Source organism: Caproicibacter sp. BJN0012 (assembly GCF_035986805.1).
Taxonomy (GTDB): Bacteria; Bacillota; Clostridia; order Oscillospirales; family Acutalibacteraceae; genus Caproicibacter.
The window spans coordinates 1,358,331-1,383,587 of record NZ_CP142518.1 but is presented as its reverse complement, the minus strand read 5'-3'; the positions used below and the strand labels follow the sequence as shown (position 1 = coordinate 1,383,587).

Genomic DNA, 25,257 nt, shown 5'->3' with positions numbered 1-25,257 from the left:
TCGGTACTCTTTCCTTTCGTGTGCCGGATATCTGCTTCCCTCCTCTCCCCCGCTGCTGAAGGAACGAATTGCCTTGATTTATTTTCATTACAAGTATATACTAATCCTAAGAATAATTAAAACGAATCTTTCTTATATTTGAATTAGAAATGCTTATTCGAGAGGGTGGGAAAACGATGGAACGATATCTGGCGCTGATGAAAATTGTGGAAACCGGAAGCTTTACCAGCGCCGCCAACGATCTGGGGTATACACAGTCCGCAGTCAGCCAAATGATTCAGTCCCTGGAATCGGAGCTTTCCCTCCAGCTGCTGCACCGCTCCCGATCCGGTGTCAAGCTGACCCCGGAGGGAAAGGAACTATACCCCTACATTCAAAGCGCGGTGAATCATTACTGTGCTATGATAGAAAAGACAAAAGAAATGAAAGGCCTGGAGAGCGGCCTTATTCGGATGGGTACGTTTTCCAGCTATTCCAGCCAGTGGCTGCCTGCCGTCATCAAACAATTTCTGACTCTCTATCCCAATGTGCGTTTTCTGCTCCATCAGGGCGACTATACAACGATTCCGCAGTGGGTGCATGCGGGGGAAATCGATTTCGGCTTTATCAATCCGGACGCCGTCAGCGACCTAGAGACCATTTCCATAACCACCGGCGGCCATAAAGCCATTGTTCACCCCAGTCACCCTCTGGCCGCTCAAAAGGAGGTTACGCTGGAGCAGCTTGCAAAGGAACCGTTTATTCTGCTGGAAATGGGCTGTCTGAGCGAGCCGCTGGAGGCTTTCCACAAACTGGGTCTGGAACCGCATGTGAAGCTGCGGATGCATGACAACTTTTCCGTTTGCTCCATGGTGGAAGCCAATGTGGGCGTCAGCATCCTGCCCGATCTGGCACTCAAGAAGATGAACTTCAACATCGTCAGCCTTCCCACCGTTCCGCCCATTACCAGAAAAGTCGGTTTTGTCATGAAGAACCGGAACATTCTTCCCATTGCCAGTAAATATTTCATCGATTTCTTTCTCAAACATGCGCATGATTCTCTTCATGGAGCCGGCTCTTCCACGGACTTGTAAAATTGTAACGATGCATGAGAATTTTTTAAAAACAAAGACGGCTTTCACCGGATCTTCGGGAAAGCCGTCTTTGTTTTGTCTGCCGGGCCAATGTTATACCAATCTAAAAGCGCTCGTTCCGGTCAAATTCCGAAACGGGCGTCCGCTATTCCAGAATTTCAAATCCATAGTCCCGTATCAGCTTTTTTAAATGGAAGATATAACTTTCCGCCGCACTGCTTAAAACCGCTTTTGAGTTTACAATCCAGCCGATTTTCATTTTTTCTTCAGAAGCTGTTACAAGCGGAACGGACACGATATTCTCCCCATTCAGATCGGAGCTGAGAACCCCCGTGCAGATCGTGTAGCCGTTGAGCCCGATCAACAGATTGAAAAGCGTCGCGCGGTCGCTGACGTGGATCCTTTTCTTATGATAAATCGTGCTTAAAATCTCCTCTGAAAAATAAAAGGAATTGTACTCCCCCTGTTCAAAAGAGAGGCAGGGCAGATCTTCCAGGTCCTCTAAAGTAACAAACTTTCTTGCCGACAAAGGATTTGACGCGCTGACAAACACATGGGGAGCCGCCTCGAACAGGAGGTGAAATTCAAGCCGATTTTCCTTCAGCAGTTTGGAGATCACCTTTTCATTGAAATCGCTGAGATACAAAATCCCGATCTCGCTCCGCATGTTGATAACATCCTGGATAATATCATAAGTTCGGGTCTCGCGGAGGATGAACTCATATTCATCCGCATTGCTCTCTTTAACAAGTTCCACAAAGGCATTCACTGAAAACGCGTAATGCTGCGTTGATACAGAACATAGCTGGCGGGAAGGTTTTTTCCCCATGTACCGCTGTTCAAGAAGCTCCGTTTGTTCCACAACCTGCCGGGCATAAGACAAAAATTCCGCGCCGTCAATCGTGAGAGCGATCCCTTTTGCCGAACGGCTGAATATTTCAAAGCCAAGCTCACTTTCAAGCTCTCTCACCGCATTCGAGAGGCTGGGCTGTGTAATATAAAGCTGTTTGGCCGCCTCCGTAATAGAACCGTACTCCACAGCTTTTATGACATATTTCAACTGTTGAAGAGTCATATCCATCCGCCTCCAAACCCATGCCATGATTATACAATGATTTCAAAAAAATAGCAAAGAGCCGGAGCCAGAGCTTCCAACGGCTGATTTCAGGTTTGCGGCGGATTGATCGGCGTCCGAGGGTCAGGAAAGGTTTCCCCCCGCAAGCGCGGTCCTATTCCCAACTCCTTGTCCAAAAATACGAATGCCATCGCACAGGCCGCTTCAAATGCTTCCTCTTCCGTCAAAGAAAGGCTCATCAGCGGGATACGGCTTTTTAGGAATTGCACCTTCCTGTAAAAGTTCCCGGCAATGAAAAGGCCGCTGTCCGTCAGATGAATTTTTCCATACAGTTCTTTTGTCACCAGTTTTTTTTGAATCAGGACACCGAGCATTCTGGCGACGGAGGGGCGGGTTACCTGCATCCGTTCGGCAACGCTGGCGGACCTGACATCTGAAGCCGCCAGTGAAATTTCATAAATGGTATACAGATACCGCAGATGTGTGCTCGACAGCTCCACTTCGGATTCTCCTTAAGTATTGGGCACAGACGGAGTCTGTGCCCAGCTTTTATTTTGAACGGCTTTCTGCTCCGCAGTGCGGACAGCCGCCGCACTCCCCGCCGCAGGAGTTCCCGCGGCAGCTTTTCGCGTCACTGCACGCAGAGCAGGCGCCGTTCCTCGCAAGATAACGAACTGCCAGCCCAAGCAGCACGGCGATGACTGCCGTTACTAAAATCGTACCGAGACTCATAAAATCCGCCTCCTTCTACAAATGACTGCTTCCAATCCGCTTATGCATGCACCTTGGTCTCCAGGTATTGCGTGCTGTCCTTGCGGGCCGGACGGGCGATCAGGTAAATCACCGCTGCCGCGACGAGAACGGCGACAATCTGGCCGAATCCAAACGATGCGCCGAAGAACAGGCTTCCAAGCTGGTAGCTGACGAAAGCGAGAAGATAGCCGACCAGCGCCTGATAGCCGATGGCGATCCAGCCCCATTTTTTACTGCCCATCTCACGCATGGTCGTCGACATCGCGACAATGCAGGGAGGATCGAAAATATTGAGGAGCATGAACGAGAACGCGCCCATCGTTGTGAACATGGAAGCGATCCCCTGCGAAACCAGCGCGTCGTTTTCCGCGTCCGCGACCCCGTTCAGGACCGCCAGCGTGCTGATCGCCTGTTCCTTCGCCATCTCCGCGCTGATCGTCGCCACCGCGCCTTTCCAGCTGCCGAAGCCGAGCGGCGCGAAGAACCACGCGATCGCGTTGCCGATGTTGGCCAGAATGCTCTGCTCAATATCGACCATCCGCATGCTCCAGCTGAAATTGGAAAGGAACCAAATGATCACACAGGCGGTGAAAATAATGGTGCCCGCCTTAATGATGAAGGCGCGGGAACGTTCCCACATGTGAATGAGCACGCCCTTGAACGACGGGATATGGTAGGCGGGAAGCTCCATGACGAACGGAGCCGGGTCCCCTCCGAAATAGCTCGTCTTTTTCAGCGCGATGCCCGAGAGCACAATGATGGCGATGCCGAGAAAATACATGGCCGGCGCGATCAGCACCGAGCGCGGGAAAAACGTCGAGACGATCATGCCGATGATGACGGTCTTCGCCGTGCACGGAATGAAGGTGGAAAGCATGATGGTCATGCGGCGGTCCTTTTCATTCTCGATCGTCCGGGCGGCCATGATCGCCGGCACGCCGCAGCCCGTTCCGATCAGCATCGGGATGAAGGATTTTCCCGAAAGCCCGAACCGGCGGAAAATACGGTCCATGATGAACGCGACCCGCGCCATGTACCCCGAATCCTCCAGAACGGAAAGAAAGAAGAAAATCAGCAGCATCTGCGGCACGAAGCCCAGCACGGTCCCCACGCCGCCGATGATGCCGTCGATGACCAGCCCCTGCAGCCAGTCCGCCGCGCCGATCGCCTGCAAGCCCGACGTCACCGCGTTCGGGATCCAGTCCCCGAACAGCGTGTCGTTGACCCAGTCGGTCGCCATGCCGCCGATCGTCGTGATCGAGATATAGTACATCAGGATCATGACGGCGGCGAAAATCGGGAGCGCCAGAAACCGGTTGGTCACGACCCGGTCGATCCGGTCGGAGGTCGAAAGGGCTCTCTGCTTTTTGTGCAGGCAGTTCGCCGTCAGCCTGGAGATGTATTCGTAACGCGCATTGGTGATGATCGTCTCGCTGTCGTCATCCAGCTCCTTTTCCGCCTCGCTTACGACTTTTTCCAGCCGCCCGCGTTTTTCCTTCGTCATGGAGAGCTCCGCGAGCACCTTTTCATCCCGCTCGAACAGCTTGACCTCATACCACCTCGCGCGCGGGGCCTCAAGAGTCCCCTCAAAAAGCTCGGAGAGCTTTTTCAGCGCGTCTTCGATCTTCGCGCTGAATTCGCACTGGAAATGAAATTCTTTCTTCTCCCGCGCAAGGCGGATCGCCTTTTCGGTGACCTCCCGCAAGCCGGTCCCTTTCAGAGCGGAGGTTTCGACAATTTCGCATCCCAGCGCCGCGCCAAGCTTCTCCGTGTCGATCCGGTCTTTGGATTTCTTGACCACGTCCATCATGTTCAGGGCAATCACAACGGGGATCCCAAGCTCAAGAATCTGCGTCGTCAGGTACAGGTTGCGTTCCAGATTCGTCGCGTCGACCAGATCGATGATGGCGTCCGGCCTTTCATTGATCAGATAGTTGCGGCTGACGACTTCCTCGAGCGTGTAGGGCGAAAGAGAATAGATCCCCGGCAGGTCGGTGATGACCACATCCTTATTCCCTTTCAGCTTTCCCTCCTTCTTTTCGACCGTGACCCCCGGCCAGTTCCCGACATATTGGCTGCTTCCCGTCAGGCCGTTGAACATGGTCGTTTTGCCGCAGTTCGGGTTGCCGGCAAGCGCTATTTTTATCCCCATCTGTGAAAAACCCTCCTTCAATTAATTAGCCTCTGCTAACTTCCCCGCAGAAAAATTTACGCTACTTCGATATGCTCTGCCTCATTCTTCCGGATGGACAGCTCATATCCGCGGACCGTGATTTCGATCGGGTCCCCCAGCGGCGCCACCTTGCGGACCGAGATCGCCGTCCCCTTCGTGATGCCCATATCCATGATACGCCGCCGCAGGGGGCCGGTCGCGGTAAGCGTCTTGACTGCAACGGTTTCTCCCGGTTTTACTTCTTTCAGTGTTTTCATAGCATTGATCGCTCTCCTCTTTCAAATCATGATCCGGTTCGCCATGCTTCTGTCCAGCGCGATGCGGCTTTCCTTCACCTGAAGGATGAGATTCCCCGCCAGCTCGCTGACCACCGTCACCAGGCCGCATTCCACAAAACCCATCGCGGCCAGATGCTGCCGTGTCTCGTCCTTTCCGTTGATCTTCCGGATCGTCACCGTATCCCCGGCTCTCGCCATCGTCAGAGGCATCATATCCTTTTCCTCCTTTAAGTTAGCATCGGTTAACTCTTGCCCTTTTTACAAGAGGTTAGGTCTCGCTAACCTCTTTCCTGATTTTAGTTTACCACCGCTAACCATGCCTGTCAAGCGTTTCTACAGACTTTCTTGCCAAAGTGGTCGATTTATGCTAACCTAAAGTAACACGGATGAAACATTTAAAAAATGAATGATCAAAATCTGCAAATTCATTTATTGTTTTCATAAACCCGAGCAAGACAGACATTCGCCATACCATTTTTTCACCGGGAGGAAGCCATGATTTTATCCGCAAGCAGAAGAACCGATCTTCCCGCTTTCTACTCCGACTGGCTCTTTCGCCGGCTGGTGGAAGGCTATGCTTTGGTCCGCAACCCAATCAACCTCAGGCAGGTGTCGCGCATCGCGCTCTCACCGGATACGGTCGACTGCATCGTGTTCTGGACCAAAAACCCCGCGCCTATGATGGACAAACTGGATGCAATCCGCAGAATGGGTTATGAATTCTACTTTCAGTTGACGCTGAATCCCTATAACGGAAAAATAGAGCGGTTCCTGCCCGAGAAAAACCTTTTGCTAAAAGCTTTTCGCAGGCTCAGCCGGGAAATCGGCCGGGAGCGCATCGTCTGGCGGTATGATCCCGTCATCCTGACCGGCGAGCTGACGCCTGAATGGCACCGCAGGGCATTTCGCCGACTCTGTGAACAAATCGGGGATTCGACGGAAGAATGCATTTTCAGTTTTGTGGACCGGTACAGAAAAAACGGCGGCCGTGCCTCCGAGCTGACACGTGAAATCACGCCTGAAAAAATGGAAGAGGTCGCTTCGGGATTTGCCGAGACGGCGCTCCGGCATGGTATTGCACTGAAAACCTGTTGTGAAGCAATTGATCTTTCCCGGTATGGAATCGGGCGCGCCCGCTGCATCGACCAAAACCGGATCGAACGTTTGGCCTGCTGCCCGATTCAAGGGGCAAAGGACCGGAATCAGCGCCCCGGGTGCGGCTGCATCCAGAGCATCGACATCGGCGCCTACGACACCTGCCGCCACGGCTGTCTTTACTGCTACGCCTGCGCCGGGGACGAAGCGGTGCGGAAACGCGTTGAAAATCACGACCCGCTCTCCCCTCTGCTGACGGGCCCTCTGCTTGAATCGGACCGGGTAACCAACCGAAAAACCGCCTCGCTGAAAAAAGAACAGCTCACTCTCCTATGATCTTCACCAGGGCGTGTTTATCTCTTTTGCCGTCAAATTCAAAATAGAAAATCTGTTCCCAGGTGCCAAAATCCAGTTTCCCGTCCGTGACCGCCACAACCGCTTCCCGACCCATAATCGTGCGCTTCAGATGCGCGTCCGCATTGTCCTCATAACCGTTGTGGCGGTAGCGGCTGTACGGCTTTTCCGGCGCAAGCTTTTCCAGCCAGTCCTCAAAATCCTGGTGGAGCCCGCTTTCGTCGTCATTGATAAATACGCTCGCGGTAATGTTCATCGCATTGACCAGCACAAGGCCTTCCCGAATACCGCTCTCCTTCAGGGCGTTTTCCACCTGCGGGGTGATGTTGACGATCCCCCTCCGGGTGGGGAGATGGAAAAAAAGTTCTTTCCGGAATGATTTCATTTTGAATTCTCCATTCTAAGCTCCATAACGATGGATGATTTCGGTTTCTATAAATTGTTCGAACTTTTTTAATTGTACTTCTCACCCTGCCCGTCCGCAAGAGGAAAAAACGGGGCGATCCGAAGGGAACCTTCCGCCAAAACAGGGCGGGAAGGGACACAGGGCCCGTAAGAGGTCCCTCACACCAACGAATCGAATCATTTCCTTGAAAATAAACGGTGTCGGTGCTATGATAATTGCATGGCTTTCTGCCCGGCAGAAATTGCCGCGGACGCCGCGTCCGTGTTGCGTGGGAGGCCTTTCAAACGGGAGGAGAATTTCATTATGCCGGACCTTTCGATCGCCGCGTCCGCTCTGATTGTCGCGGTGTTGTCCTATCTTCTTGGAAGCATCAGCTTTTCCATCATTTTCACGAGAAGGCTTTACAATAACACAGACATCCGAACGCTCGGCAGCGGAAACGCGGGCCTGACCAATGTGCTGCGCTCCGTCGGGGTCAAGGCCGGAATTCTGACGCTGATTTTCGACTTTGGCAAGGGTGCCGCTTCCGTCTGCGCCGGCCGGCTGATTTTTCTGCACATCGGAGCCCTTTCCGGGATGCCTCCTTATTTTGCCCAGTACGGAGCTTATCTCGCCGGCCTTTTCTGCATGATCGGCCATATTTATCCCGTTTACTTTGGTTTCCGGGGCGGAAAGGGCGTCCTTTCCTCCGCGGCAATGCTGCTGCTGCTGGACTGGCGGCTTTTCACCGTCGCCATCAGCATTTTCATCCTGGTATTCGCGATTTCTCAAATCGTATCCCTCGGTTCCATTCTGGCAGCCGTTTCCTTTCCGATTTCCAACTTCCTGTTTCTCTACTTTCAGGATTACATCGCTTGGGCGGCCGTGCCTCAGTCCTATGTCTGGATCACGACGATTTTTGCTTTTTTGATTTCTTCCCTGCTGATTTGGAAGCATCGGGAAAACATCAAAAGGCTGAGAAACGGAACGGAAAAGAAGCTTAAAATCCACAGATGAACGGCAAACCGCCTTTCTCCCGCCCTTTGTCCTTCGGGGTGGGATTTTTTGACCCCGTCGGTTCAGAATCGCAAAACTCCGTCATGCAGTTCCAGTAGCGTTTTGGCATGTGGCTCCTGCGGCAGACCGGATTGTGCCTCCCCTCGACCTCCACAGTCCGGTAATAGAGCCGCCACAGGGCCCGCGTTTCCCTCTCCCGCTCATCCGGGTCCGGCAGTTCCAGACCTTCGACCGGAAGGATCGCCGCCCGATGAGGCTGACAGACCAGCGCCGCTCCGTGCGCGCGGTCAAAAATCAGGAACCGTTCCTCCGGAAATCTTGCGCGGAAATGCGGCGCAAGCAGTGGAAGAACAAAATTTTTCGGCTCGATTTCGGCCGCGAGTGCGCCGTTAAACTCCGAAAACCGGATAAAGCCCTTCAGCAGATGCGATTCGCGGTCCAGAAATTCAACCGCACGGCTCAGCGTGTGGACCGTTTCATTTGTCAGCAGATTCATCACCTGCGGACCATACCGATATCCAAGGCGCAGAAAGAGCAGGATTTCACGTTCCTTCCCCGGCAGGCAGGTCAGAAAAGCGCGCCGGACAAAACCGGGAGCCCCCGCCCCGATTTTCCTCGGGATGGACGCGGCGACCCGCGCGGCTTTCGCGGCGTCGGCGACGATTTCCCGCTCCGGAATCAGCGTCGTCTGGACGTCGTCGGGAGAAAGAACGGCCGCCGGGATTTCCCTGCGGTCATAGCTCTCAAACACGCAGCACAGGAGTCCCTCAAAGCTGCCGTCGTAGCGGTAGATCACGTCGCGAGCCATTTCCTCACCTCCTCCCGCTCCGGTCCGGGCCCGCCGAAAAACGACAGCTGCTGCGGCGCGTCCTCCCAGGGCAGGTCGCGGCTGTAGAGATCCAGCTCGCGCGCGGACAGAAGCGCCCGAAGGATCGAATCCCGCGTCAGCCTCAGGCCGGGCACGGATCTTCCGTTACAGGTGATGAAATACTGCGCCCTTTTCAACACAACGCCCAGCTTTTTCAGGTCCTCCGGCCTCAGGGAAGCGGTCCGTCTGGCTGTCAAAATCCGTTTCGCGCCCGTCACGCCGATCCCGGGAACGCGGAGCAGCAGTTCCCTCGGCGCGCGGTTGACCTCCACCGGGAACGCCTCCATATGATTGAGGGCCCAATTGCATTTCGGGTCCACATAGGGGTTGAACGTCTGATGCTGCGGGTCGAGAAGCTCATCCGCGGAAAAGCCGTAATAGCGGAGGAGCCAGTCCGCCTGATACAGGCGGTGTTCCCGCAGAAGCGGGGGCTTTGTCCCAACGGCGGGCAACAGGCTGTTTTCCACAACCGGAAGATAGGCGGAGTAAAAAACGCGTTTCAGGCCGTAGTTCCTGTAAAGCCCCTGCGCCAGATTCAGAATGCGGTAATCGGTGTCGGGAGTCGCACCGACAATCATCTGCGTGCTCTGCCCCGCCGGCGCGAATTTCGGAGCGTGCCGGTACCGCACCAGTTCCGTCCTGTTCTGCCGGATGCCGTCCCGAATCCCGCCCATCGGCCCCAGAATGGAAACCTTGCTCTTGTCCGGCGCCAGCAGCGACAGGCTCTGATGCGACGGAAGCTCAATATTGACGCTCATCCGGTCCGCGAGCAGTCCGAGCCGCTCGATCAGCGACCGGTCCGCCCCGGGAATCGCTTTCGCATGGATATATCCGCAGAAGCGATAATCCTCTCTCAGGATCCGCAGTGTTTCAATCATCCGCTCACAGGTGTAATCCGGATTTCTCAGCACGCCGGAACTCAAAAACAACCCTTCGATATAATTGCGCCGGTAAAAGCCGATCGTCAGGTCGGCCAGCTCCCGGGGAGAAAACTCGGTTCGCGGCGTTTCATGGGAGCGCCGATTGACGCAGTACCGGCAGTCGTAGACGCACTTGTTGGTCATGAGGACCTTCAGCAAGGACACGCAGCGCCCGTCCGCCGCAAAGGTGTGGCAGATCCCGCAGGCTTCCGCGCTCCCGATCCCCCCGCGTCCGGCGGCCCGGTCCACACCGCTTGAAGTACAGGCCACGTCGTATTTCGCTGCGTCGGTCAGTATTTTCAGTTTATCGAACAGGTCCATGCCGTTTCCTCCCGCGTGCTCTTTTCCTCCATCATATCACAGAACATACGTTCTTGTAAAGGGGAAAATAAAAAATCGGTGCGGATTCACGTACCGATTTCAGAAAGAAATAAAGGCACTCCAGAAACAAATCTTCTGAAACGCCTTTGTTTTATGTGGTTGCCCATTTCATTCATAGCGCCATGCATCACAACTAAACTATGTTAGATAGTATAACATAATCTTCCAGTTTAGTCAAGACATTTTTTCCCGGTTCAGAAGAGATCGATCCTGTCCCCCACCGAGCTCAGAACGCAGCGGTCTCCTAAGACCTGCTTCAGACGCGCGGCCGCCGGAATCCCGGTGCAGTGCAGCGGAACGATTTTTTCCAGATCGGACCCGGCAAAGTACTCCGCGGTTTTCCGAATCCGGTCTTCTCCTTCGCCGCTTAAATGCATTCCCGCCACTAAAAACCGGATTTTCTTTCCGGGGAAACAGCTGCGAACGTGTTCCACGCAGTTGACGGCTCCCCGGTGGCTGCACCCCGAGAAAACCGCGAGTTCGTCTCCTTCCTTCGCCACAAGAATCTGTTCGTCGTCCATCCGGTCCGGGACCCTTTCCCCATCCTTCTCCGTAAAGAAACAGTCCTGCACCGGCTCGAAGGAATTATAGCTTCCGACATTTCCCAAGGTCCAGACTCCGGGAAGGATCTCCGTTTTGCCCTCCGTGCTGGCAATGCGGCCTTCCGATTCCGGCGTGTCTCCCGGCTTCCACTGCATTCCGACATCACGGTACGCGCCCCTCCCGTCGAGCGCCAGCTTTTTCTGAAACGCCTGAGGGGTGACATAAACCATCGCTTCGCTGTCTCGGAACGGAAAGAATTCAAGCCCTCCGCAGTGATCATAATGCCCATGGCTCAAAACGACCGCAGAGGCGGTTTCCGGTTGCAGACCGAGGATCCGGGCATTTTTCAGCCACACGTCCGTCTGTCCCGCATCGAACAGAATTCCCGTCCCGTTTCTCTCAATCCAGAGGGAAAGCCCGTGTTCCGCGAGCAGACGGGCCCGGCGCACATAATTATCGCAAAGAACGATCAGCCGCAGCATAGCCGAACCTCCGTTTCATTCCTTTTCCAGCGCCCCAGGCAGAGACAGATCCATCGGCGCATCACCGTGCCGGACCGCATCCCGGCATAAAGCGTTCCTTAGAACAGATGAACTCTTTTTCATTATACCTCGGAACTTCCGCAGATTCCACGCAATTTCACTCAAACGGACCGTTTTTTATCCCTTTTACCGGCAGCAAAGCCGCGAATTGCCTTTCCGGGACAGGAGGCGAAAAATAGTAGCCCTGTACCGCCATGCAGCGGATCTTTTTCAGAAATTCCATCTGTTCTCTTGTTTCCACGCCCTCCGCCACAACCGACATATGCAGTTGTTCCGCCAGACCGATGACAGAGGAAACAACCGCTTCCCCGCGCTCCCCGAAACCCAGTCCGTTTAAAAAATCCCGGTCCAGCTTGATCGTCTGCGCCGGAACATCGTACAGCATTTTCAGCGAGGAGTACTCGGAGCCAAAATCGTCAACGGAAAGTGAAAAGCCGGCGGCGCTCAGTCTTCTCATAGATTTTTCGAGGACCGCCGCATCCTGCGCGAACGCGCTCTCCGTCACTTCCAGCTCCAACAGACCCGACGGTACGTCCAATTTTGCCGCCTCCCCGCGGTATTCACCCGCAACGGAAGGATTCAGCAGGCTGACGCGGGACAGATTGACGGAAACCGGCACCGCCTCCTTTCCCTCGTCCAGCCACCTCCGAAGATCACGGCAAACCTGCCGGAACACGTAGCGGTCCAGCTCCGCGATTTTTCCGCTCCGCTCAAATACGGGAATAAACTCGCCCGGCGGCACGAGGGTATTCGGATCCGTGCGCCAGCGCACCAGAGCCTCGGCGCCGAACAGCGTCTCGCCAGCAGTGGAATATTTCGGCTGATAGTACACCACAAATTCGTGGTTTTCCAAGGCCGGCACCAGGCGGTCCGCCATATTTTTCAGCGTCATGCGGCCGATCCGCATCCGGTCCTCATAAAAGGCGCAGGGCGGGCAGTCCGGAAAATGATCGGCCTTCAGGGACATTACGGCGCGGCTGATCAGCTCCTGCACATCTTCCGCAGCACCGACCGGGCATTCGCAGACTCCGAACGCCGGAGACAGTTCATAGTGGATCCCGTAAAACTCAATGGTATTTTTCAGGTCCGCGCAAATCCGATTCAGTCTTTCCGTCAAACCGGCTCTGTCCCGGCATGCCAGCAAAAGCAAAAATCGGTCGGCATAAACATGTGCGCTCAGCTCGTCTTTTCCAAGATTCTTAACAAATACCCAATGGATTCCCTGAAGTACCCTCGTTCCGTTGCGATAGCCGAAAATCTCGTTAATTACTCCGAATCCCCTCACATGAAAGGCAATCAGCGCATATTTTTTCCTGTCCGCCGGCCTGAGAAGTCGCCGCGCCTCCTCCACGAATTTTTTTTCATTCGCTCCGCCGGTCAGCGGATCTTCATACGACAGCCTCTCCTGCCGGGAGAGCAGGAGCTTCCGGTTCTCCTGCATTTTGAGCAAAGCGAGAATCCACGCAGCCAGCAAAACCGGCCGCGCCGCGCTGCGGCGACGCTTCGGCTTCATTGTTCCTTCACCGTCCTTTCTTGTTAATTTCCGCCGGTATTCCGTTTTTTATACATTTATAACGTAAACGCGGTTACATCGAAGTTCGGGTCAGCCGGCTTCCCCAGCGCGCAATCCGGCGTCTTCCTTACGGACAGGAAATAATAGTAGCACTTTCAGTAAAGGAACCATATATTAGCCTAGTGAAACAAAATAAAAGGCCTCTATCGGGCCGCCGCATGGAATATCGACCATGTGGATGCGCCCAACTTTTTTGCAATGATATATTCCTAAACAGAACCATATTAGGAGGGAACCACATTGGGATTGACAGGAGAATCGACAGGCGCCGGGGTTTTATGCAGCTGCGGCGGCGTACTGCAAATCGAACGGGAAACCGCGGACGATAAAGTGGTGGCGCTGGCCGGGAACCCGAACGTCGGAAAAAGCACGGTGTTCAACAGCCTGACGGGAATGAATCAGCACACGGGAAACTGGCCGGGGAAAACCGTGGCCAACGCGCAGGGCAGATACAGGCATCAGGATACGAACTTTGTCCTTGTCGATATTCCGGGCACTTATTCCCTGATGGCAAATTCGGAAGAAGAGGAAATCGCGCGCGACTTTATCTGCTTCGGAGCCCCGGACGCCGTAGTGGTCGTCGCCGACGCCACCTGTCTGGAGCGCAACCTGAATCTTGTCCTTCAGACCATGGAGATTTCAAAACGGGTCATACTGTGCGTCAACCTGCTCGACGAGGCGAAAAAGAAAAAGATCAGGGTGAATCTGGAACGGCTGTCTCAAAAGCTGGGAATCCCCGTTGTGGGAACCAGCGCCCGGAGCGGAAAGGGGCTGAACCGCCTGACGGATGCCGTGGCGGACTTAACCCGGGACAGCAGTGAAATCCAACCGCTTACCATCGCATATGGGGATGAAATCGAACGGGCGATTTCCATGCTCCAGCCGGTTTTGGAAGATTCACTGGACGGAAAGCTGAACAGCCGCTGGGTGGCGCTCAAGCTGCTGGACGGCGATGAAAGCCTGCTGCGTTCCATGCGAAATTATCTGGGAAAAGACATTCTTGCGGAAAAATCTGTTTCAGAGCGGCTCCGGGAAGCAAAAGAGCAGCTGAGACAGGGAGGCATTACAGGCGATTCATTCCGTGACTGCGTCGTTACAAAGATCGTTGAACTCTGCGAAGCAATTGGGCGCGAAACCATTGTCTATGAAAAGAAAGAGTATGCGGAGCGAGATCGGAAAATCGATAAAATACTTACTTCCAAAGCCACCGGAATCCCGGTCATGATTTTACTGCTGCTCGGAATCTTCTGGATTACGATCACGGGGGCAAATGTGCCGTCTGAGCTGATCGCCGACGGACTGTTCTGGGTGGAAGACCGCCTGCTGGACTTTTTCCATTGGATTTCCGCCCCCGAATGGGTCACAGGGCCGCTGGTCGAAGGGATGTACCGGACCCTGGCCTGGGTTGTTTCCGTCATGCTTCCTCCCATGGCGATCTTCTTTCCTTTGTTTACTTTGCTGGAAGATTTGGGATACCTGCCGCGCGTCGCATTCAACCTGGATAACTTTTTCCGCAAGGCGTCCGCGCACGGAAAGCAATCCTTAACCATGTGCATGGGTTTCGGCTGCAACGCCTGCGGCGTAATCGGCTGCCGGATCATCGATTCCCCAAGAGAACGGCTGATTGCTATCCTGACCAACAACTTCGTTCCGTGCAACGGAAGGTTCCCCACGCTGATCACTGTCATCACCATGTTTTTCGCGGCCGCGGCGGCCGGGCCGTTCCAGTCGGCCGTCTCCGCGCTGACTTTGACCTCCGTTATTATTTTCGGGGTCTTCATGACCATGATGATCTCGAAATTTCTCTCCAAAACAATTCTGAAAGGGATGCCGTCCTCCTTCAATCTGGAGCTCCCCCCCTATCGCCGCCCGCAGATCGGACGGGTGATCGTCCGTTCCATTTTTGACCGGACGCTGTTCGTGCTGCGGCGCGCCGTTGTTGTCGCGGCTCCGGCCGGGCTCGTCATCTGGCTTCTCGCCAACATTCATGTCGGAGGCGCCAGCCTTCTAGCACAGTGCGCCGGGTTTCTGGACCCCTTCGCCAAGCTGTTGGGACTGGACGGTTATATCCTGATGGCGTTTATCCTCGGTTTCCCCGCGAACGAAATCGTCGTGCCGATTATTATCATGAGCTATATGGCGGCCGGGACCCTGACGGATTACCAAAGCCTCGCGCAGCTCCATACTCTTTTCGTCAGTCATGGCTGGACCTGGTTGACCGCCGTGTGCGTCATGCTCTTTTCCCTTCTGCACTGGCCTTGCGGCACGACCTGCCTGACCATCCGGAAAGAAACGCAGAGTGCAAAGTGGACCGCTCTCGGCTTCACCATTCCAACGGTTACGGGGATTGTCGTCTGCTTCCTGGTTGCCAATACAGCCCGGCTTTTAGGACTTGTATGAATCGCCCCGTCGATCCATGCCTCTGGCACTGCAAGGCGTGGACCGGCCGCCGTCCGAAAGGATCGGACCGCTCGCCGGATTTATCAATAAATTTTCGTATAAAAGGCAGAATAGGAAACAAAATATAACAAGAAATTCATACAGAAAGGATTGTTTTCATGTCTCAGTTAAATCAGACGGAATTGCAAAATTTGCGGCATATGCTGGGGGCTCACGATACTGCATATGAAAAAATGCAGACTTACGCTCAGCAGGCCACGGACCCGCAGGTCAAATCATTTTTTGAAAAATCTGCTCAGGATGCCAAGAGTACAAAACAGCAGCTCATGACTTTTTTACAGTAGGAGATGGTAACAATGCAAGAAAAAGCAATGGTGAATGATGCCCTTTCTATGGAGAAAAGCAGCCTGACTTTTTATGCCAACGCAATTTCGGAATGCGAAAACCAGAATCTGCGGTCCACGCTCCAGCAAATCCGCAATAAATGTGAAACGTCGCAGTATGAACTTTTTAAGCTTGCGGAATCGAAGGGTTATTATAAACCCGCCGCGCAGGCGAACGATCAGGAGATTCAGCAGATTAAAACTCAAATGCAAGGCTGACTCTTCAAGGACCCGGCCGTTGGTAATTCTATATCAGATGGAAGTACAATCCCTCGCTCCTTTATAAAAAGAGCGAGGGATTTTTTTTATATCTTCCGCTGCTTGAACCTATTATTAAGACCGTGATATTAACAAGCTTCAACGTCTGCGCCGTTTCCCTGTAGAAACCTCTGTGCGTACCGCTATGATTGCTGTTTACCGCACGCTTCTCCTTAACAAGCCAATTACTCTCTTGTTCAAGACTCAGTATGATTATCGCATCCCTATCGCTTGCTTTAACAGAACTTTTGGGGTTGACAAGATAACCAATCAACCGCTTCTTCCATTAAGAAACGGGATAACGATCCACGAGCATACAACACCAATCTCATAATTGGGATGGAAATTTTTCTCCTATGAAACGTACCTGTGTTTGAAGCTCGCCGGCATTCTGCGGGTGAAAATAGATTTACGGAAACAGGAAAATCAGCATAAATGAAAGTGCCAGAAGATCCGCACACCCGCCGGCACTGATATTCAGCGCAATAAATTCCTCGTCGATCCAGTTCGCGGCCTGAAGAAGTTCCTCAATGTCAGTCACACTGTCAAGCAGGTTTTTGACTTTTTGACGTACAGACTCCGATGTTCCTTTGTCCGTACGTGCTATGATATTCGTATCCTCTACGTTCGCAATCAAGTGTAAAAGAGTGACCACCCCAGCATCGTTAAAGGAAACACCTTGTTTTAGCAAGCTGCGCAGAATTGGGAGCGCGATGTTTCTCACGTTAGGGAACCCGTTTGCAGCCTCTCCCCTGACGCCCAGAAAACCATAACGGGAAAAAGCCGTTTCGCCGTGCGTCATCGGCGCGGAGTTTCTCCTCTCCTTCAATTCTTCCAGAGAAATCTGCGCCATCTCGGAACAAAGAGTTATCAGGTCCTCCGGCTTTACCTTTCCTTTTTTGCGGTGCAATCGGCCCGCCGCCACACAAATCAGTCCGAGGGAATAAATCAGCCCTTTATGTGTATTGGCACCACCTGTTGCGGCGAACATGGCACCCTCAGCTGCCTGGCCGATGTAGCGAACCGCCCGGAAAAGCTGTTCCGGCGTCCCTTCGAATGTCGCTCCTTTCATTACACAAGCATGGAAATACGGTATAAGGGCGGAGGCACTGTCGATGAAGCTGAAAAAATCCATGTCCTGATGCGCGCCGCTGTTGCTTCTGTCGACCAGGCCCGGCTTCGGGGTCGTTGCCACCTCATATAGAAGGGCACGAAGCGCCGAGCTTGCCACTTTATCCGCGAAGCGTCTGTCGAAATAATCCTGCAGAGCCCCCTCCGTCTTGCGTGCGAGCTCTTCCGCCGAATGTCTTCGGCTCCGTGCACAGACGTGTGCCGCCGAATTGCAAATCAGGCATTGCCGCATCGGGAGGCCCAGATCTTGCCGCGAAATCCCTCTGCCGTCCGCACGCAGTACATCAATATCGAACAGCCGCCCGATTTCGCAGCCTTCCTCGATGGAAACCGACAGCTTTTTGATCCACATGGGATCCGCATCCAGCGCCCAGATGCCGCAGAAGCCGGCGTCTCCGGACAAGTCCCGGTAATCGACGATTGGTATCCCCGCCCGCTCCATCTGTCGAATAATCTGAAACTTGCCTTCCAAAAAGGCCTGCCGCGCCAACGGGAACGTTTTAAAGGCCCCTGGTATATTAAGGGTAAAACTGATCAGCGGCCGCCCAAACTCGTCCAGCATCTCGCGCTGAAAATCTGCGCGCCTTTCCCTCGCATCCAGAATTCTATTCAGGGCTATATCAGCCACATGATCCGTTTCATGCTTCCGTACGTCCGCATCTCTCATACCAATCCGCCTTTTTCAGATAATCGTAGGTTGCCGGAGGGACAAGCTCCCGGATTTCTTCCCATTTTCCTTTCTTCAGCAATTCGCGGACACGGCCGGCGCTTACCGCCAAACCGCCTATTTCCAGGCGGGGCACAATTTCAACCTCAATCTTCTGCGACGGCAGATATTCCTTCATGACGCGATTGTAACAATCCGTCGTTGGGCTGAACGGTTCCGAACCGACAAACCGCGTCGTAATATGCAAAAGTCCTGCAAACTTTTGAGCAAAGATGGTCAGATCCAGCATGCAGTGAATGTTTTCCGCGCATGCCTTGTCTTGGATGAAATAATCGGGAAATGTCGCCGCGGAAATCAGATAATCACCCGTAGGATGAACGGCAACGTTACGCAAATGTCCCACCGATTGCCTCGCCAGCATCATGCGTACCTCTGCGGGAAACCGGCTGCAATCCTCCGATAAGATAAACAGATGAAGAAAGTCGCAGGAGCGGGCGGCGGTCTCGACCAAATAGAGATGGCCTTTTGTCATCGGATCGCAGTTCGCAACGATACAGCCGATTTTTCCCTTTTTGACAGGGCATTCCAGACTGTTTACGAATTTTTCAACACCGCTTTTTACGTTTTCCAGCAACAGAACATCGTCCGTGCCCGCCACCGGATAAAATCCGAGCGTTTCAAATATCCGGCCGTTTTCCGGCTTTGTATACAAAAACAGATGCGTAAAACCGGCCGATACGGCGTCCCTGACGAGTTCCGTTACGATCAGGGCCGAAAGTCCACGTCCGCGGGCATCTTTCGAAACGGCAAGGCATTTCAGAACTTTTCCCTGCCGGGAACCGGTCGCCAAAATCTCCCCGTTTTCCATCAGGTTGACGGTAAATTCGGAGCCTTCGTCAAAATCCAGCGAAGCCCCGTGCAGAAACCGTATTGTCTTTTCCTTCAGCTCCCCCATAACCGGTCTTGTATAAATAAATTCCATGGTATGAATCCTTCTCTGGATGCCCTGTTACAGCCGGTTGAAATTGATCAGGCAGCCCGCCTGAATGATCCGCCGTTCATCGGGAGTCAGCGGCGCGATCCGGAGCTTGATCTTCTTGACATCTTCCCCGATCACATACGCCTCGATCTGTGAATAGGAATCCCCCGCAATTTTCTCGCGGATCCGCGGGACGAACAGATAGCTGCCGTTGCCGAATTCCGGCTCCCCATCCAGCAGGAACGGAAGCATCCCCCAGTTGATCAGATTGCTGCGGTACCGTTTAGTGGCGTATTCCCTTGCGATGTTCGCGCTGCCACCCAGCACCCGCTGGCAGGAGGCCGCCTGCTCCCTTGCGCTTCCGTCTCCCGGTTTGACCGCATAGATTGTGGAACCGATCCCCATTTTCATTGGGCCGGCCGATTCGAAGCCTTTAATGGAACGGATCTTCGCGAAGATCTTGTGCAGTTCCGGAGAAGCTTTTTCGGGGTTCTCGCCGTTGAGGCGCACCTTTTCCAGCTTCTGCACCGCCTTGGCCCTGCCCACGTAGGCGGGGTCCTTGCGGGACAGTGTGAATTCCGCAAGCCCCAGCGGATTCGACCGGTAGGACGACGTCTCCCCCGACGGAATCAGCTCGTCGGTGGTAGTGACCGGGTCCGTGAGATAGGAGACGACCTTCAGAAGCAGATCGTCGGCAAGCGGGCCGATCTCCGGCCAGTCGACGATGTTCGGGCCGTAGCGGAGTTCCGTCTTCAGCTCGGCCTTCCCGAAACCGTCGTACACCCGATTCTCATACGGGTGTCTGTCGAAGAAATACTTCGGAATGGCAGAATCTGTGTCGCAATTTTCGGCGGAAGTCAGAAAGCCCTTGTTCTTTGCCGTTGCCGCAATGCTGCGGGCGTCCATCAGCGCGACATAGGCGATCTGCCCGGCACCGGGCCTGGATCCCTCTCGGTTCGGAAAGTTGCGGGTGGTGTGCCGGATGGAAAGCGCACCGTTGGCCGGAACGTCTCCCGCCCCGAAGCACGGACCGCAGAATGCGGTCCGGATGACCGCGCCCGCTGCCATCAGATCGGAGAGGGCCCCGTTGCGCGTCAGTTCCAGCAGGACCGGCTGGCTGGAAGGGTAGACCGAAAGCGAGAATTCCCCGTTCCCGATATTCTGTTCCTTTAAGATGGAATCCGCTGCCATCACATTGCTGAAAGTGCCGCCTGCGCAGCCTGCGATGACGCCCTGGTCCACTTTCAGACGGCCATTCACGATTTTGCCTGTCAGGCTTCCTTTTACGCTCGGATTGCCGAGCGTCTTCACCGCCCGCTCTTCCACCCCGTGCAGGATATCCTCCAGATTCTCGCAGAATGTACCGATCTCGTAACTGTTCGACGGATGGAACGGCAAAGCGATCATCGGTTTGACTGTGGAGAGATCCAGATAGATCATCCCGTCGTAATAAGCAACGTCAGCCGGCTCCAGCTTCTTGTAATCCTCCGTGCGACCGTGAATGTCAAAGAATTCCCTCGTGCCCTCGTCCGTTTCCCAGATGGAGGAAAGGCAGGCCGTCTCGGTCGTCATCACATCAATCCCGCAGCGGTAATCGGCGGACAGGTTTCCGATCCCATCCCCGATGAATTCCATGATGCTGTTTTTGACATAGCCGGATTGGAAGACTTCTCCGATGATCGTCAGCGCCACGTCCTGCGGTCCGACTCCGGGGCGGGGCTTCCCCGTCAGATAGACCCCGACCACGCGGGGATAATCAATATCATAGGTTTTGCAGAGCAACTGCTTTACAAGCTCTCCGCCGCCTTCTCCAATCGCCATGGTTCCAAGCGCACCGTAGCGGGTGTGGCTGTCGGAGCCCAGAATCATCTTTCCGCAGCCGGCCATCATTTCACGCATATACATATGGATGACCGCCAGGTGAGGCGGCACATAGATCCCTCCATACTTTTTCGCCGCCGAAAGGCCGAACATGTGGTCGTCCTCGTTGATGGTGCCTCCGACCGCACACAGCGAGTTGTGACAGTTTGTAAGCACATACGGGATGGGGAATTCCTTCATCCCGCTCGCCTTGGCGGTCTGGACGATCCCGACGAAAGTAATGTCGTGGGAGGCCAGCGCGTCGAACCTGATTTTCAGTTGGTCCATCCTGCCGGAATGGTTATGAGTCCTCAGAATGGAATAGGAAATCGTGCCTTCCCTCGCCTTTTTGAGGTCCGCCCCCTGTGCGGCTGCTTTCAGCCGCCCGGCATTTCCGGCGGTATCCTCGATGATTTCGCGGCCTTTGATCACATACACGCCGTTCGGATAGAGTTTCATTCCAAACTTCCTCCTAATCTTTCACCTGATGGATTAAATCGATCACCGAACCATCCCGATAGGTGACAACACCCACAACTTTATCCCTATATTCGATCGTTTTCGGCCTGCCGACAATGCTTTCGGCTTTCTCCTGCAATTCTTCAATCGTACACAGCGGAATCCCGGATTGCCGCAGGCGGTACTGAAGGTCTGTACGCCGGGGATTGACCGCGGTTCCCTGATCCGTCACCACGACGTCCACAGTTTTTCCAGGCGTTACGACTGTGTTGACTTCTTTTACCACGCATGGGATCCTGCCGCGGGTCAGCGGAACGACAATGATGGAAACGGAAGCGCCATAGGCCGTGTCCGGATGGCCGCCGATCGCGCCGCGAATTACGCCGTTGGAGCCGGTAAGTACATTGACGTTAAAATCGCAATCGATTTCGAGCGCCGAGAGAACAACGATGTCCAGCTGGTTGACCGCAGTCCCCTCGTTCCCCGGGCTGGCATAATAAGATGCCGAGATCTGCTGGTGAAAACGGTTTTTCTTGAGGGATTCCGCCGCTTTCAGATCGAAGCTCTGCACATCGAGGATCTTCTTAACGAGGCCCTCCTCAAAGAGATCGATCACCGAACCGGTGATGCCCCCGAGTGCAAAACTGGCCTTTATGTTCCGCTCGACCATTTTGTCGCGCAGGAACCTCGCCACTGCGAGCGACGCCCCGCCGCTTCCCATCTGGATCGAAAATCCATCCTCAAAATATCCGCTTGCCTCTATTATATTGGCTGCGGTCTCCGCAATCAATAGCTCTTTGGGATTTCGTGTGAAACGCGTCGCGCCGGTCATGATCCCTGCCGGATTCCCGATTTCGGGAACTTGTACAATGTAATCCACCTGAGACTCCGAAATGCCGAATGGCACGTTCGGATAAGGGACGATATTATTTGTAAGGATGATTGTCTTCTTTGCGTACTGGGCGTCACATTTTGCGTAGCCCATGGATCCGCACATTATGCCGTTGTCGTTTTCGCGGGAGTAGCCATTCGCGTTCCCGTAAGGATCGCAGGACGGAGCACCGAGAAACGCAACGTCGACGGGCAGTCCGCCCGTTTCGATCGCATAGGCGCGCCCGCCGTGGGAACGGAATACCACCGGTACGTCCATCAGCCCGCCGGAGATTGCTTCACCGAGTTCGCCCCGCAGGCCGGACGTCTCGATGCGGCGGATCACCCCGTTTTTGATATGTTTAATTAGAGGTGCATGGCAGTCGGTCAGCGACGATGCTGCAACTGCAAGCCCTCGGAAACCCATCTCTGCAAGTGTATCCATAACCATATTGATGATATAGTCGCCATTGCGGAAATGGTGATGAAAAGAAATCGTCATGCCGTCTTTCAGGCCGGACAAGCAGATGGCAGTTTCAAGGTCTTTTACGACTTTATTTTTCTGCTTCTGCCGCTCCGCCAGAGACTGTAAATCCTTTGTAATCCGGTCCGCTTCAAATACTGTATGGATCGATGGTATTTCATCGAGAGACTGTATGTTTTTCAAATCAGTGCCCATCTTTGTCCTCCTATTTCAAAACGCCAGCCGCGCGGGCAAGATCGAGCACTCTCTGGGCGCGGGCGACAATCGGCTTATCGATCATTTTGCCGTTGAGTGCAATGACGCCGGAACCTCTCTTCCGAGCCTCTTCAATTGCATCCACAATTGCGAGCGATTTATCGATCTCGTTCTTCGTCGGCGTATAGATTTCCTGTACCGGTTTGATCTGTCTCGGGTTGATGATGCTTTTACCGTCGAAACCAAGCTGTTTGATTAAGGCAACTTCGCTGCGAAACCCCTCTTCGTTGTTGACGTTGGAATAAACCGTATCGATGGCGTCGATCCCCGCCGCACGTGCCGCCTGCAGGATCATACAGCGTGCAAACAGCAGTTCTGTTCCTTCGGGAGAACGCGTCGTCTTCAGGTCGGTGACGTAGTCTTCCGCGCCAAGCGCAATTCCGATCAAGCGTTTTGTGGAAAATGCGATTTCCTTTGCGTTCAACACTCCCGCCGCGCTCTCTATGGCGGCCATCATCCGCGTGGAACCTTCCGGGATGCCGTATTGGCGTTCGATAGACGCGATCTTCTTTTCACAGTTTAGCACATCCGCCGCGCACTCCGTTTTCGGCAAACGAATGGCGACCTTTCGCGTCTTTACCATTGCCTTCAAATCCTCAACGCCCGTCGCGATGTCTGGGGAGTTGACGCGCACGATCAGTTCTTTGCCATGATAGTCGATGGCACCCAGCATCTCATAGACCAGAAACCGTGCAGCGTCCTTTTCGTCGATCGAAACAGAATCCTCCAGATCAAACATGATGCTGTCGACATCATAGATGCCCGCGTCCCGTATCATCCCCGGATTGTTTCCAGGTACAAACAACATCGTCCTTCTGAGCTGTTTCATATCATCATGCCACCCCAAACATCATAGTCAACATAGTTTTCACTGCCGCACGCGCGATAGGCAGCCGTTTCCACGCGCGCACGGACCACACAATCCAGCGCGCCCTTATCCACAGCGGTAACAGTTACGCTGTCGATGCCAAGCCGCGTCAGGGTATCCTGAATCACATTCCGGATCTCCTGCCCGAACTGCTTTTCCACCGTGCTGTTCAATTCGATTTGAATACCGCCATTGTTGGGAGCAACGGTGACCATGATATCGCTCGATTCCATCGTACCGGCCACTGCGCTTCGTTTTATCTTCATCTGAAACCCTTCTTTCCAAAAACAAGTTGCTCTTTCAAAAACGCAGTCTGAAAGAGCAACTTAAAAACTTGCGATCAACCTAACTTAGACAATGTCTCCAGCAGATAATCGGTGAATTCCCTGGCGGAGGCGTCCTCTTTCCGGGTGGTTACGACGATCCGGCGCTCGGTAACCGTGCAGATATCCATGGCGTCATCCAGCTTCTTTTTGAGGCCGGTGTAACCGATATGACCAAGCATCATACCGACCGCGCGGATCAGACTGCTCGGGTCAGCATATTCGCTCCTCCCCGAAGCGACCAGATCTGGAGCCGCGCCGTGGATGGCCTCGAACATCGCATACCGGCTGCCAAGATTGGAGGAGGATGCTGTTCCCAGCCCGCCCTGGTTCTCGGCGGCGATGTCGGTGATGATGTCCCCATAGAGGTTGGGCAGTACAAAGACTTCCAATCCTCTGCTAAATTCCGGGTTCATCATTTTGGCGGCCATCGCATCTACCAATCGTTCCTCTACTTCTATCCCCGGATATTCCTTTCCTACCTCCCGGACGGCTTTTACAAAATTACCGTCCGTCAGCTTAATAATATTTGCTTTGGTAATCACCGTCACGTTCTTTTTTCCGTTATTCTTGGCAAATTCAAAAGCCGCGCGGGCTATCCGTTCGCTACCCTGTTTCGTTTGAACCCTAAAATCCACCGCGAGATCCTCGTTTACCTGAATCCCTTTGTCGCTCCAGATATATTCCCCTTCGATATTCTCCCGAAAAAAAGTCCAGTCGATCCCTTTTGAGGGGATTCGAATCGGGCGGACCGAGGCAAAAAGATCGAGACCTCTGCGCAGAAGGCTGTTTGCACTTACAAGATTGGGCCACGGATCCGAGGCACGCGGCGTAACCATCGGCCCTTTTAGAATAACGTTACATTTTTTAATTTTTTCGAAGATGTCAGCAGGCAGAGATTCCCTTCTTTCTGCGCGCTTCTCGATCGTCATCCCCTCGATGATCCGTATTTCAATCCGTCCCCTGTCAAGTTCGTTTTGAATCAGGCTCCGCAGGACGCGCAGGGCCTGTTCCATGAGGACAGGCCCTATGCCGTCGCCCGGCAGGACACCGATCACAATTCTATCGAGTGCTTTAAAATCTGTAAATTCATCCGCTTCCTTCATTCGGGAAACCCGCTCCAGATCTTGTTCAATCAGCGTGCCAAATTTTTTTACAGCGCTATTGACAGCTTCCAATTTGTAACCCTCCTATACAGACTCCGTCATCGTTACCCAAATCCACCATTACTTAAAAATACACGACTTTAATATCGACTCCAGAATTTTGTAATTTTAAAAATTGGGCACA

24 protein-coding genes are annotated in these 25,257 nt (G+C 53.8%); 6 read left to right on the top strand and 18 right to left on the bottom strand.

All coding sequences use genetic code 11. The features are described from left to right. Positions 1-176: 176 nt before the first annotated feature. Positions 177-1,073, top strand: a complete 897-nt coding sequence (locus VA597_RS06590) for a LysR family transcriptional regulator (protein WP_128742005.1) — start codon at positions 177-179, stop codon at positions 1,071-1,073. A gap of 145 nt (positions 1,074-1,218) precedes the next feature. On the opposite strand, the gene VA597_RS06585 is transcribed toward VA597_RS06590, so the two are convergent. The 6 genes from VA597_RS06585 to VA597_RS06560 form a co-directional block, all read right to left on the bottom strand. After that, positions 1,219-2,148, bottom strand: a complete 930-nt coding sequence (locus VA597_RS06585; protein WP_128742004.1) for a LysR family transcriptional regulator — start codon at positions 2,146-2,148, stop codon at positions 1,219-1,221. Positions 2,149-2,237: 89 nt separating this feature from the next. Beyond that, positions 2,238-2,648: a metal-dependent transcriptional regulator gene (locus VA597_RS06580; protein WP_128742003.1), complete on the bottom strand. Its 411-nt coding sequence runs from the start codon at positions 2,646-2,648 to the stop codon at positions 2,238-2,240. 49 nt (positions 2,649-2,697) lie between these two features. Beyond that, positions 2,698-2,880: a FeoB-associated Cys-rich membrane protein gene (locus VA597_RS06575; protein WP_128742002.1), complete on the bottom strand. Its 183-nt coding sequence runs from the start codon at positions 2,878-2,880 to the stop codon at positions 2,698-2,700. A 40-nt stretch (positions 2,881-2,920) separates the two neighbouring features. Beyond that, positions 2,921-5,053, bottom strand: a complete 2,133-nt coding sequence (gene feoB / locus VA597_RS06570; RefSeq protein WP_326975562.1) for a ferrous iron transport protein B — start codon at positions 5,051-5,053, stop codon at positions 2,921-2,923. 56 nt (positions 5,054-5,109) lie between these two features. After that, positions 5,110-5,331, bottom strand: coding sequence for a FeoA family protein (locus tag VA597_RS06565; protein WP_128742000.1), 222 nt, complete (start codon positions 5,329-5,331; stop codon positions 5,110-5,112). A gap of 21 nt (positions 5,332-5,352) precedes the next feature. Then, on the bottom strand, positions 5,353-5,565 hold the full coding sequence (locus tag VA597_RS06560; protein WP_128741999.1) for a FeoA family protein: 213 nt from the start codon (positions 5,563-5,565) through the stop codon (positions 5,353-5,355). Between the two features lie 282 nt (positions 5,566-5,847). Between VA597_RS06560 and VA597_RS06555 the strand changes: the two genes are divergently transcribed. Then, positions 5,848-6,783: a DUF1848 domain-containing protein gene (locus tag VA597_RS06555; protein ID WP_128741998.1), complete on the top strand. Its 936-nt coding sequence runs from the start codon at positions 5,848-5,850 to the stop codon at positions 6,781-6,783. On the opposite strand, the gene VA597_RS06550 is transcribed toward VA597_RS06555, so the two are convergent. Next, positions 6,770-7,186 carry a secondary thiamine-phosphate synthase enzyme YjbQ gene (locus tag VA597_RS06550; RefSeq protein ID WP_128741997.1) on the bottom strand — a complete coding sequence of 139 codons (417 nt, stop codon included), beginning with the start codon at positions 7,184-7,186 and terminating at the stop codon, positions 6,770-6,772. The two genes, VA597_RS06555 and VA597_RS06550, sit on opposite strands and share 14 nt — an antisense overlap. A 324-nt stretch (positions 7,187-7,510) precedes the next feature. On the opposite strand from VA597_RS06550, the gene plsY reads away from it, so the two are divergent. Then, a complete protein-coding gene (gene plsY, locus VA597_RS06545; protein WP_128741996.1) occupies positions 7,511-8,203 on the top strand; it encodes a glycerol-3-phosphate 1-O-acyltransferase PlsY in 693 nt (230 codons plus the stop codon). On the opposite strand, the gene VA597_RS06540 is transcribed toward plsY, so the two are convergent. From VA597_RS06540 to VA597_RS06525, 4 genes are all read right to left on the bottom strand, one after another. Next, positions 8,187-9,011 (bottom strand): TIGR03915 family putative DNA repair protein, encoded by an 825-nt coding sequence (locus tag VA597_RS06540; protein WP_128741995.1) that lies wholly within the window; start codon positions 9,009-9,011, stop codon positions 8,187-8,189. The two genes, plsY and VA597_RS06540, sit on opposite strands and share 17 nt — an antisense overlap. Beyond that, positions 8,996-10,312 (bottom strand): putative DNA modification/repair radical SAM protein, encoded by a 1,317-nt coding sequence (locus VA597_RS06535; RefSeq protein WP_128741994.1) that lies wholly within the window; start codon positions 10,310-10,312, stop codon positions 8,996-8,998. Before VA597_RS06535 ends, VA597_RS06540 begins: the two co-directional genes overlap by 16 nt. Before the next feature lie 254 nt (positions 10,313-10,566). Continuing rightward, positions 10,567-11,397, bottom strand: a complete 831-nt coding sequence (locus tag VA597_RS06530) for an MBL fold metallo-hydrolase (RefSeq protein ID WP_128741993.1) — start codon at positions 11,395-11,397, stop codon at positions 10,567-10,569. Between the two features lie 157 nt (positions 11,398-11,554). Next, complete coding sequence (locus tag VA597_RS06525) at positions 11,555-12,970, bottom strand: putative bifunctional diguanylate cyclase/phosphodiesterase (protein WP_326975561.1); 1,416 nt, start codon at positions 12,968-12,970, stop codon at positions 11,555-11,557. 300 nt (positions 12,971-13,270) lie between these two features. Between VA597_RS06525 and feoB (VA597_RS06520) the strand changes: the two genes are divergently transcribed. The 3 genes from feoB (VA597_RS06520) (at position 13,271) to VA597_RS06510 (ending at position 16,032) form a co-directional block, all read left to right on the top strand. Then, positions 13,271-15,430 (top strand): ferrous iron transport protein B, encoded by a 2,160-nt coding sequence (gene feoB, locus VA597_RS06520; RefSeq protein WP_128741991.1) that lies wholly within the window; start codon positions 13,271-13,273, stop codon positions 15,428-15,430. A 158-nt stretch (positions 15,431-15,588) separates the two neighbouring features. Then, positions 15,589-15,774 carry a hypothetical protein gene (locus VA597_RS06515; RefSeq protein WP_128741990.1) on the top strand — a complete coding sequence of 62 codons (186 nt, stop codon included), beginning with the start codon at positions 15,589-15,591 and terminating at the stop codon, positions 15,772-15,774. Positions 15,775-15,786: 12 nt separating this feature from the next. Then, the gene (locus VA597_RS06510; protein WP_128741989.1) at positions 15,787-16,032 is read left to right on the top strand and encodes a spore coat protein; all 246 of its coding nucleotides are present in this window, start codon (positions 15,787-15,789) and stop codon (positions 16,030-16,032) included. A gap of 448 nt (positions 16,033-16,480) precedes the next feature. Here the strand turns inward: VA597_RS06510 and citG are convergent, their stop codons facing one another. The 7 genes from citG to VA597_RS06475 all read right to left on the bottom strand — a co-directional run bounded on the left by citG (position 16,481) and on the right by VA597_RS06475 (position 25,145). Beyond that, positions 16,481-17,869, bottom strand: coding sequence for a triphosphoribosyl-dephospho-CoA synthase CitG (citG, locus tag VA597_RS06505; protein WP_326975560.1), 1,389 nt, complete (start codon positions 17,867-17,869; stop codon positions 16,481-16,483). Continuing rightward, positions 17,841-18,851 carry a [citrate (pro-3S)-lyase] ligase gene (citC, locus tag VA597_RS06500; RefSeq protein ID WP_326975558.1) on the bottom strand — a complete coding sequence of 337 codons (1,011 nt, stop codon included), beginning with the start codon at positions 18,849-18,851 and terminating at the stop codon, positions 17,841-17,843. The genes citG and citC overlap by 29 nt, the downstream gene beginning before the upstream one ends. A gap of 27 nt (positions 18,852-18,878) precedes the next feature. Beyond that, complete coding sequence (locus VA597_RS06495) at positions 18,879-21,167, bottom strand: hydratase (RefSeq protein WP_326975557.1); 2,289 nt, start codon at positions 21,165-21,167, stop codon at positions 18,879-18,881. Positions 21,168-21,180: 13 nt separating this feature from the next. Beyond that, entirely contained in the window at positions 21,181-22,716 is a 1,536-nt protein-coding gene (gene citF / locus VA597_RS06490; protein ID WP_326975556.1) for a citrate lyase subunit alpha, read from the bottom strand. A 10-nt stretch (positions 22,717-22,726) separates the two neighbouring features. Then, entirely contained in the window at positions 22,727-23,605 is an 879-nt protein-coding gene (gene citE / locus VA597_RS06485) for a citrate (pro-3S)-lyase subunit beta (RefSeq protein WP_326975554.1), read from the bottom strand. Continuing rightward, complete coding sequence (gene citD, locus VA597_RS06480) at positions 23,602-23,910, bottom strand: citrate lyase acyl carrier protein (protein WP_326975553.1); 309 nt, start codon at positions 23,908-23,910, stop codon at positions 23,602-23,604. The genes citE and citD overlap by 4 nt, the downstream gene beginning before the upstream one ends. Before the next feature lie 74 nt (positions 23,911-23,984). Continuing rightward, positions 23,985-25,145, bottom strand: coding sequence for an isocitrate/isopropylmalate family dehydrogenase (locus VA597_RS06475; RefSeq protein WP_128741987.1), 1,161 nt, complete (start codon positions 25,143-25,145; stop codon positions 23,985-23,987). Positions 25,146-25,257: the final 112 nt, after the last annotated feature.

Bases quoted from the DNA above. Each gene is read 5' to 3' on its own strand.
- VA597_RS06590 (WP_128742005.1), top strand. From the start codon at position 177: ATGGAACGATATCTGGCGCTGATGAAAATTGTGGAAACCGGAAGCTTT.
- VA597_RS06585 (WP_128742004.1), bottom strand. From the start codon at position 2,148: ATGACTCTTCAACAGTTGAAATATGTCATAAAAGCTGTGGAGTACGGT.
- VA597_RS06575 (WP_128742002.1), bottom strand. From the start codon at position 2,880: ATGAGTCTCGGTACGATTTTAGTAACGGCAGTCATCGCCGTGCTGCTT.
- feoB (WP_326975562.1), bottom strand. From the start codon at position 5,053: ATGGGGATAAAAATAGCGCTTGCCGGCAACCCGAACTGCGGCAAAACG.
- VA597_RS06565 (WP_128742000.1), bottom strand. From the start codon at position 5,331: ATGAAAACACTGAAAGAAGTAAAACCGGGAGAAACCGTTGCAGTCAAG.
- VA597_RS06560 (WP_128741999.1), bottom strand. From the start codon at position 5,565: ATGATGCCTCTGACGATGGCGAGAGCCGGGGATACGGTGACGATCCGG.
- VA597_RS06555 (WP_128741998.1), top strand. From the start codon at position 5,848: ATGATTTTATCCGCAAGCAGAAGAACCGATCTTCCCGCTTTCTACTCC.
- VA597_RS06550 (WP_128741997.1), bottom strand. From the start codon at position 7,186: ATGAAATCATTCCGGAAAGAACTTTTTTTCCATCTCCCCACCCGGAGG.
- plsY (WP_128741996.1), top strand. From the start codon at position 7,511: ATGCCGGACCTTTCGATCGCCGCGTCCGCTCTGATTGTCGCGGTGTTG.
- VA597_RS06540 (WP_128741995.1), bottom strand. From the start codon at position 9,011: ATGGCTCGCGACGTGATCTACCGCTACGACGGCAGCTTTGAGGGACTC.
- VA597_RS06535 (WP_128741994.1), bottom strand. From the start codon at position 10,312: ATGGACCTGTTCGATAAACTGAAAATACTGACCGACGCAGCGAAATAC.
- VA597_RS06530 (WP_128741993.1), bottom strand. From the start codon at position 11,397: ATGCTGCGGCTGATCGTTCTTTGCGATAATTATGTGCGCCGGGCCCGT.
- VA597_RS06525 (WP_326975561.1), bottom strand. From the start codon at position 12,970: ATGAAGCCGAAGCGTCGCCGCAGCGCGGCGCGGCCGGTTTTGCTGGCT.
- VA597_RS06515 (WP_128741990.1), top strand. From the start codon at position 15,589: ATGTCTCAGTTAAATCAGACGGAATTGCAAAATTTGCGGCATATGCTG.
- VA597_RS06510 (WP_128741989.1), top strand. From the start codon at position 15,787: ATGCAAGAAAAAGCAATGGTGAATGATGCCCTTTCTATGGAGAAAAGC.
- citG (WP_326975560.1), bottom strand. From the start codon at position 17,869: ATGAGAGATGCGGACGTACGGAAGCATGAAACGGATCATGTGGCTGAT.
- citC (WP_326975558.1), bottom strand. From the start codon at position 18,851: ATGGAATTTATTTATACAAGACCGGTTATGGGGGAGCTGAAGGAAAAG.
- VA597_RS06495 (WP_326975557.1), bottom strand. From the start codon at position 21,167: ATGAAACTCTATCCGAACGGCGTGTATGTGATCAAAGGCCGCGAAATC.
- citF (WP_326975556.1), bottom strand. From the start codon at position 22,716: ATGGGCACTGATTTGAAAAACATACAGTCTCTCGATGAAATACCATCG.
- citE (WP_326975554.1), bottom strand. From the start codon at position 23,605: ATGAAACAGCTCAGAAGGACGATGTTGTTTGTACCTGGAAACAATCCG.
- citD (WP_326975553.1), bottom strand. From the start codon at position 23,910: ATGAAGATAAAACGAAGCGCAGTGGCCGGTACGATGGAATCGAGCGAT.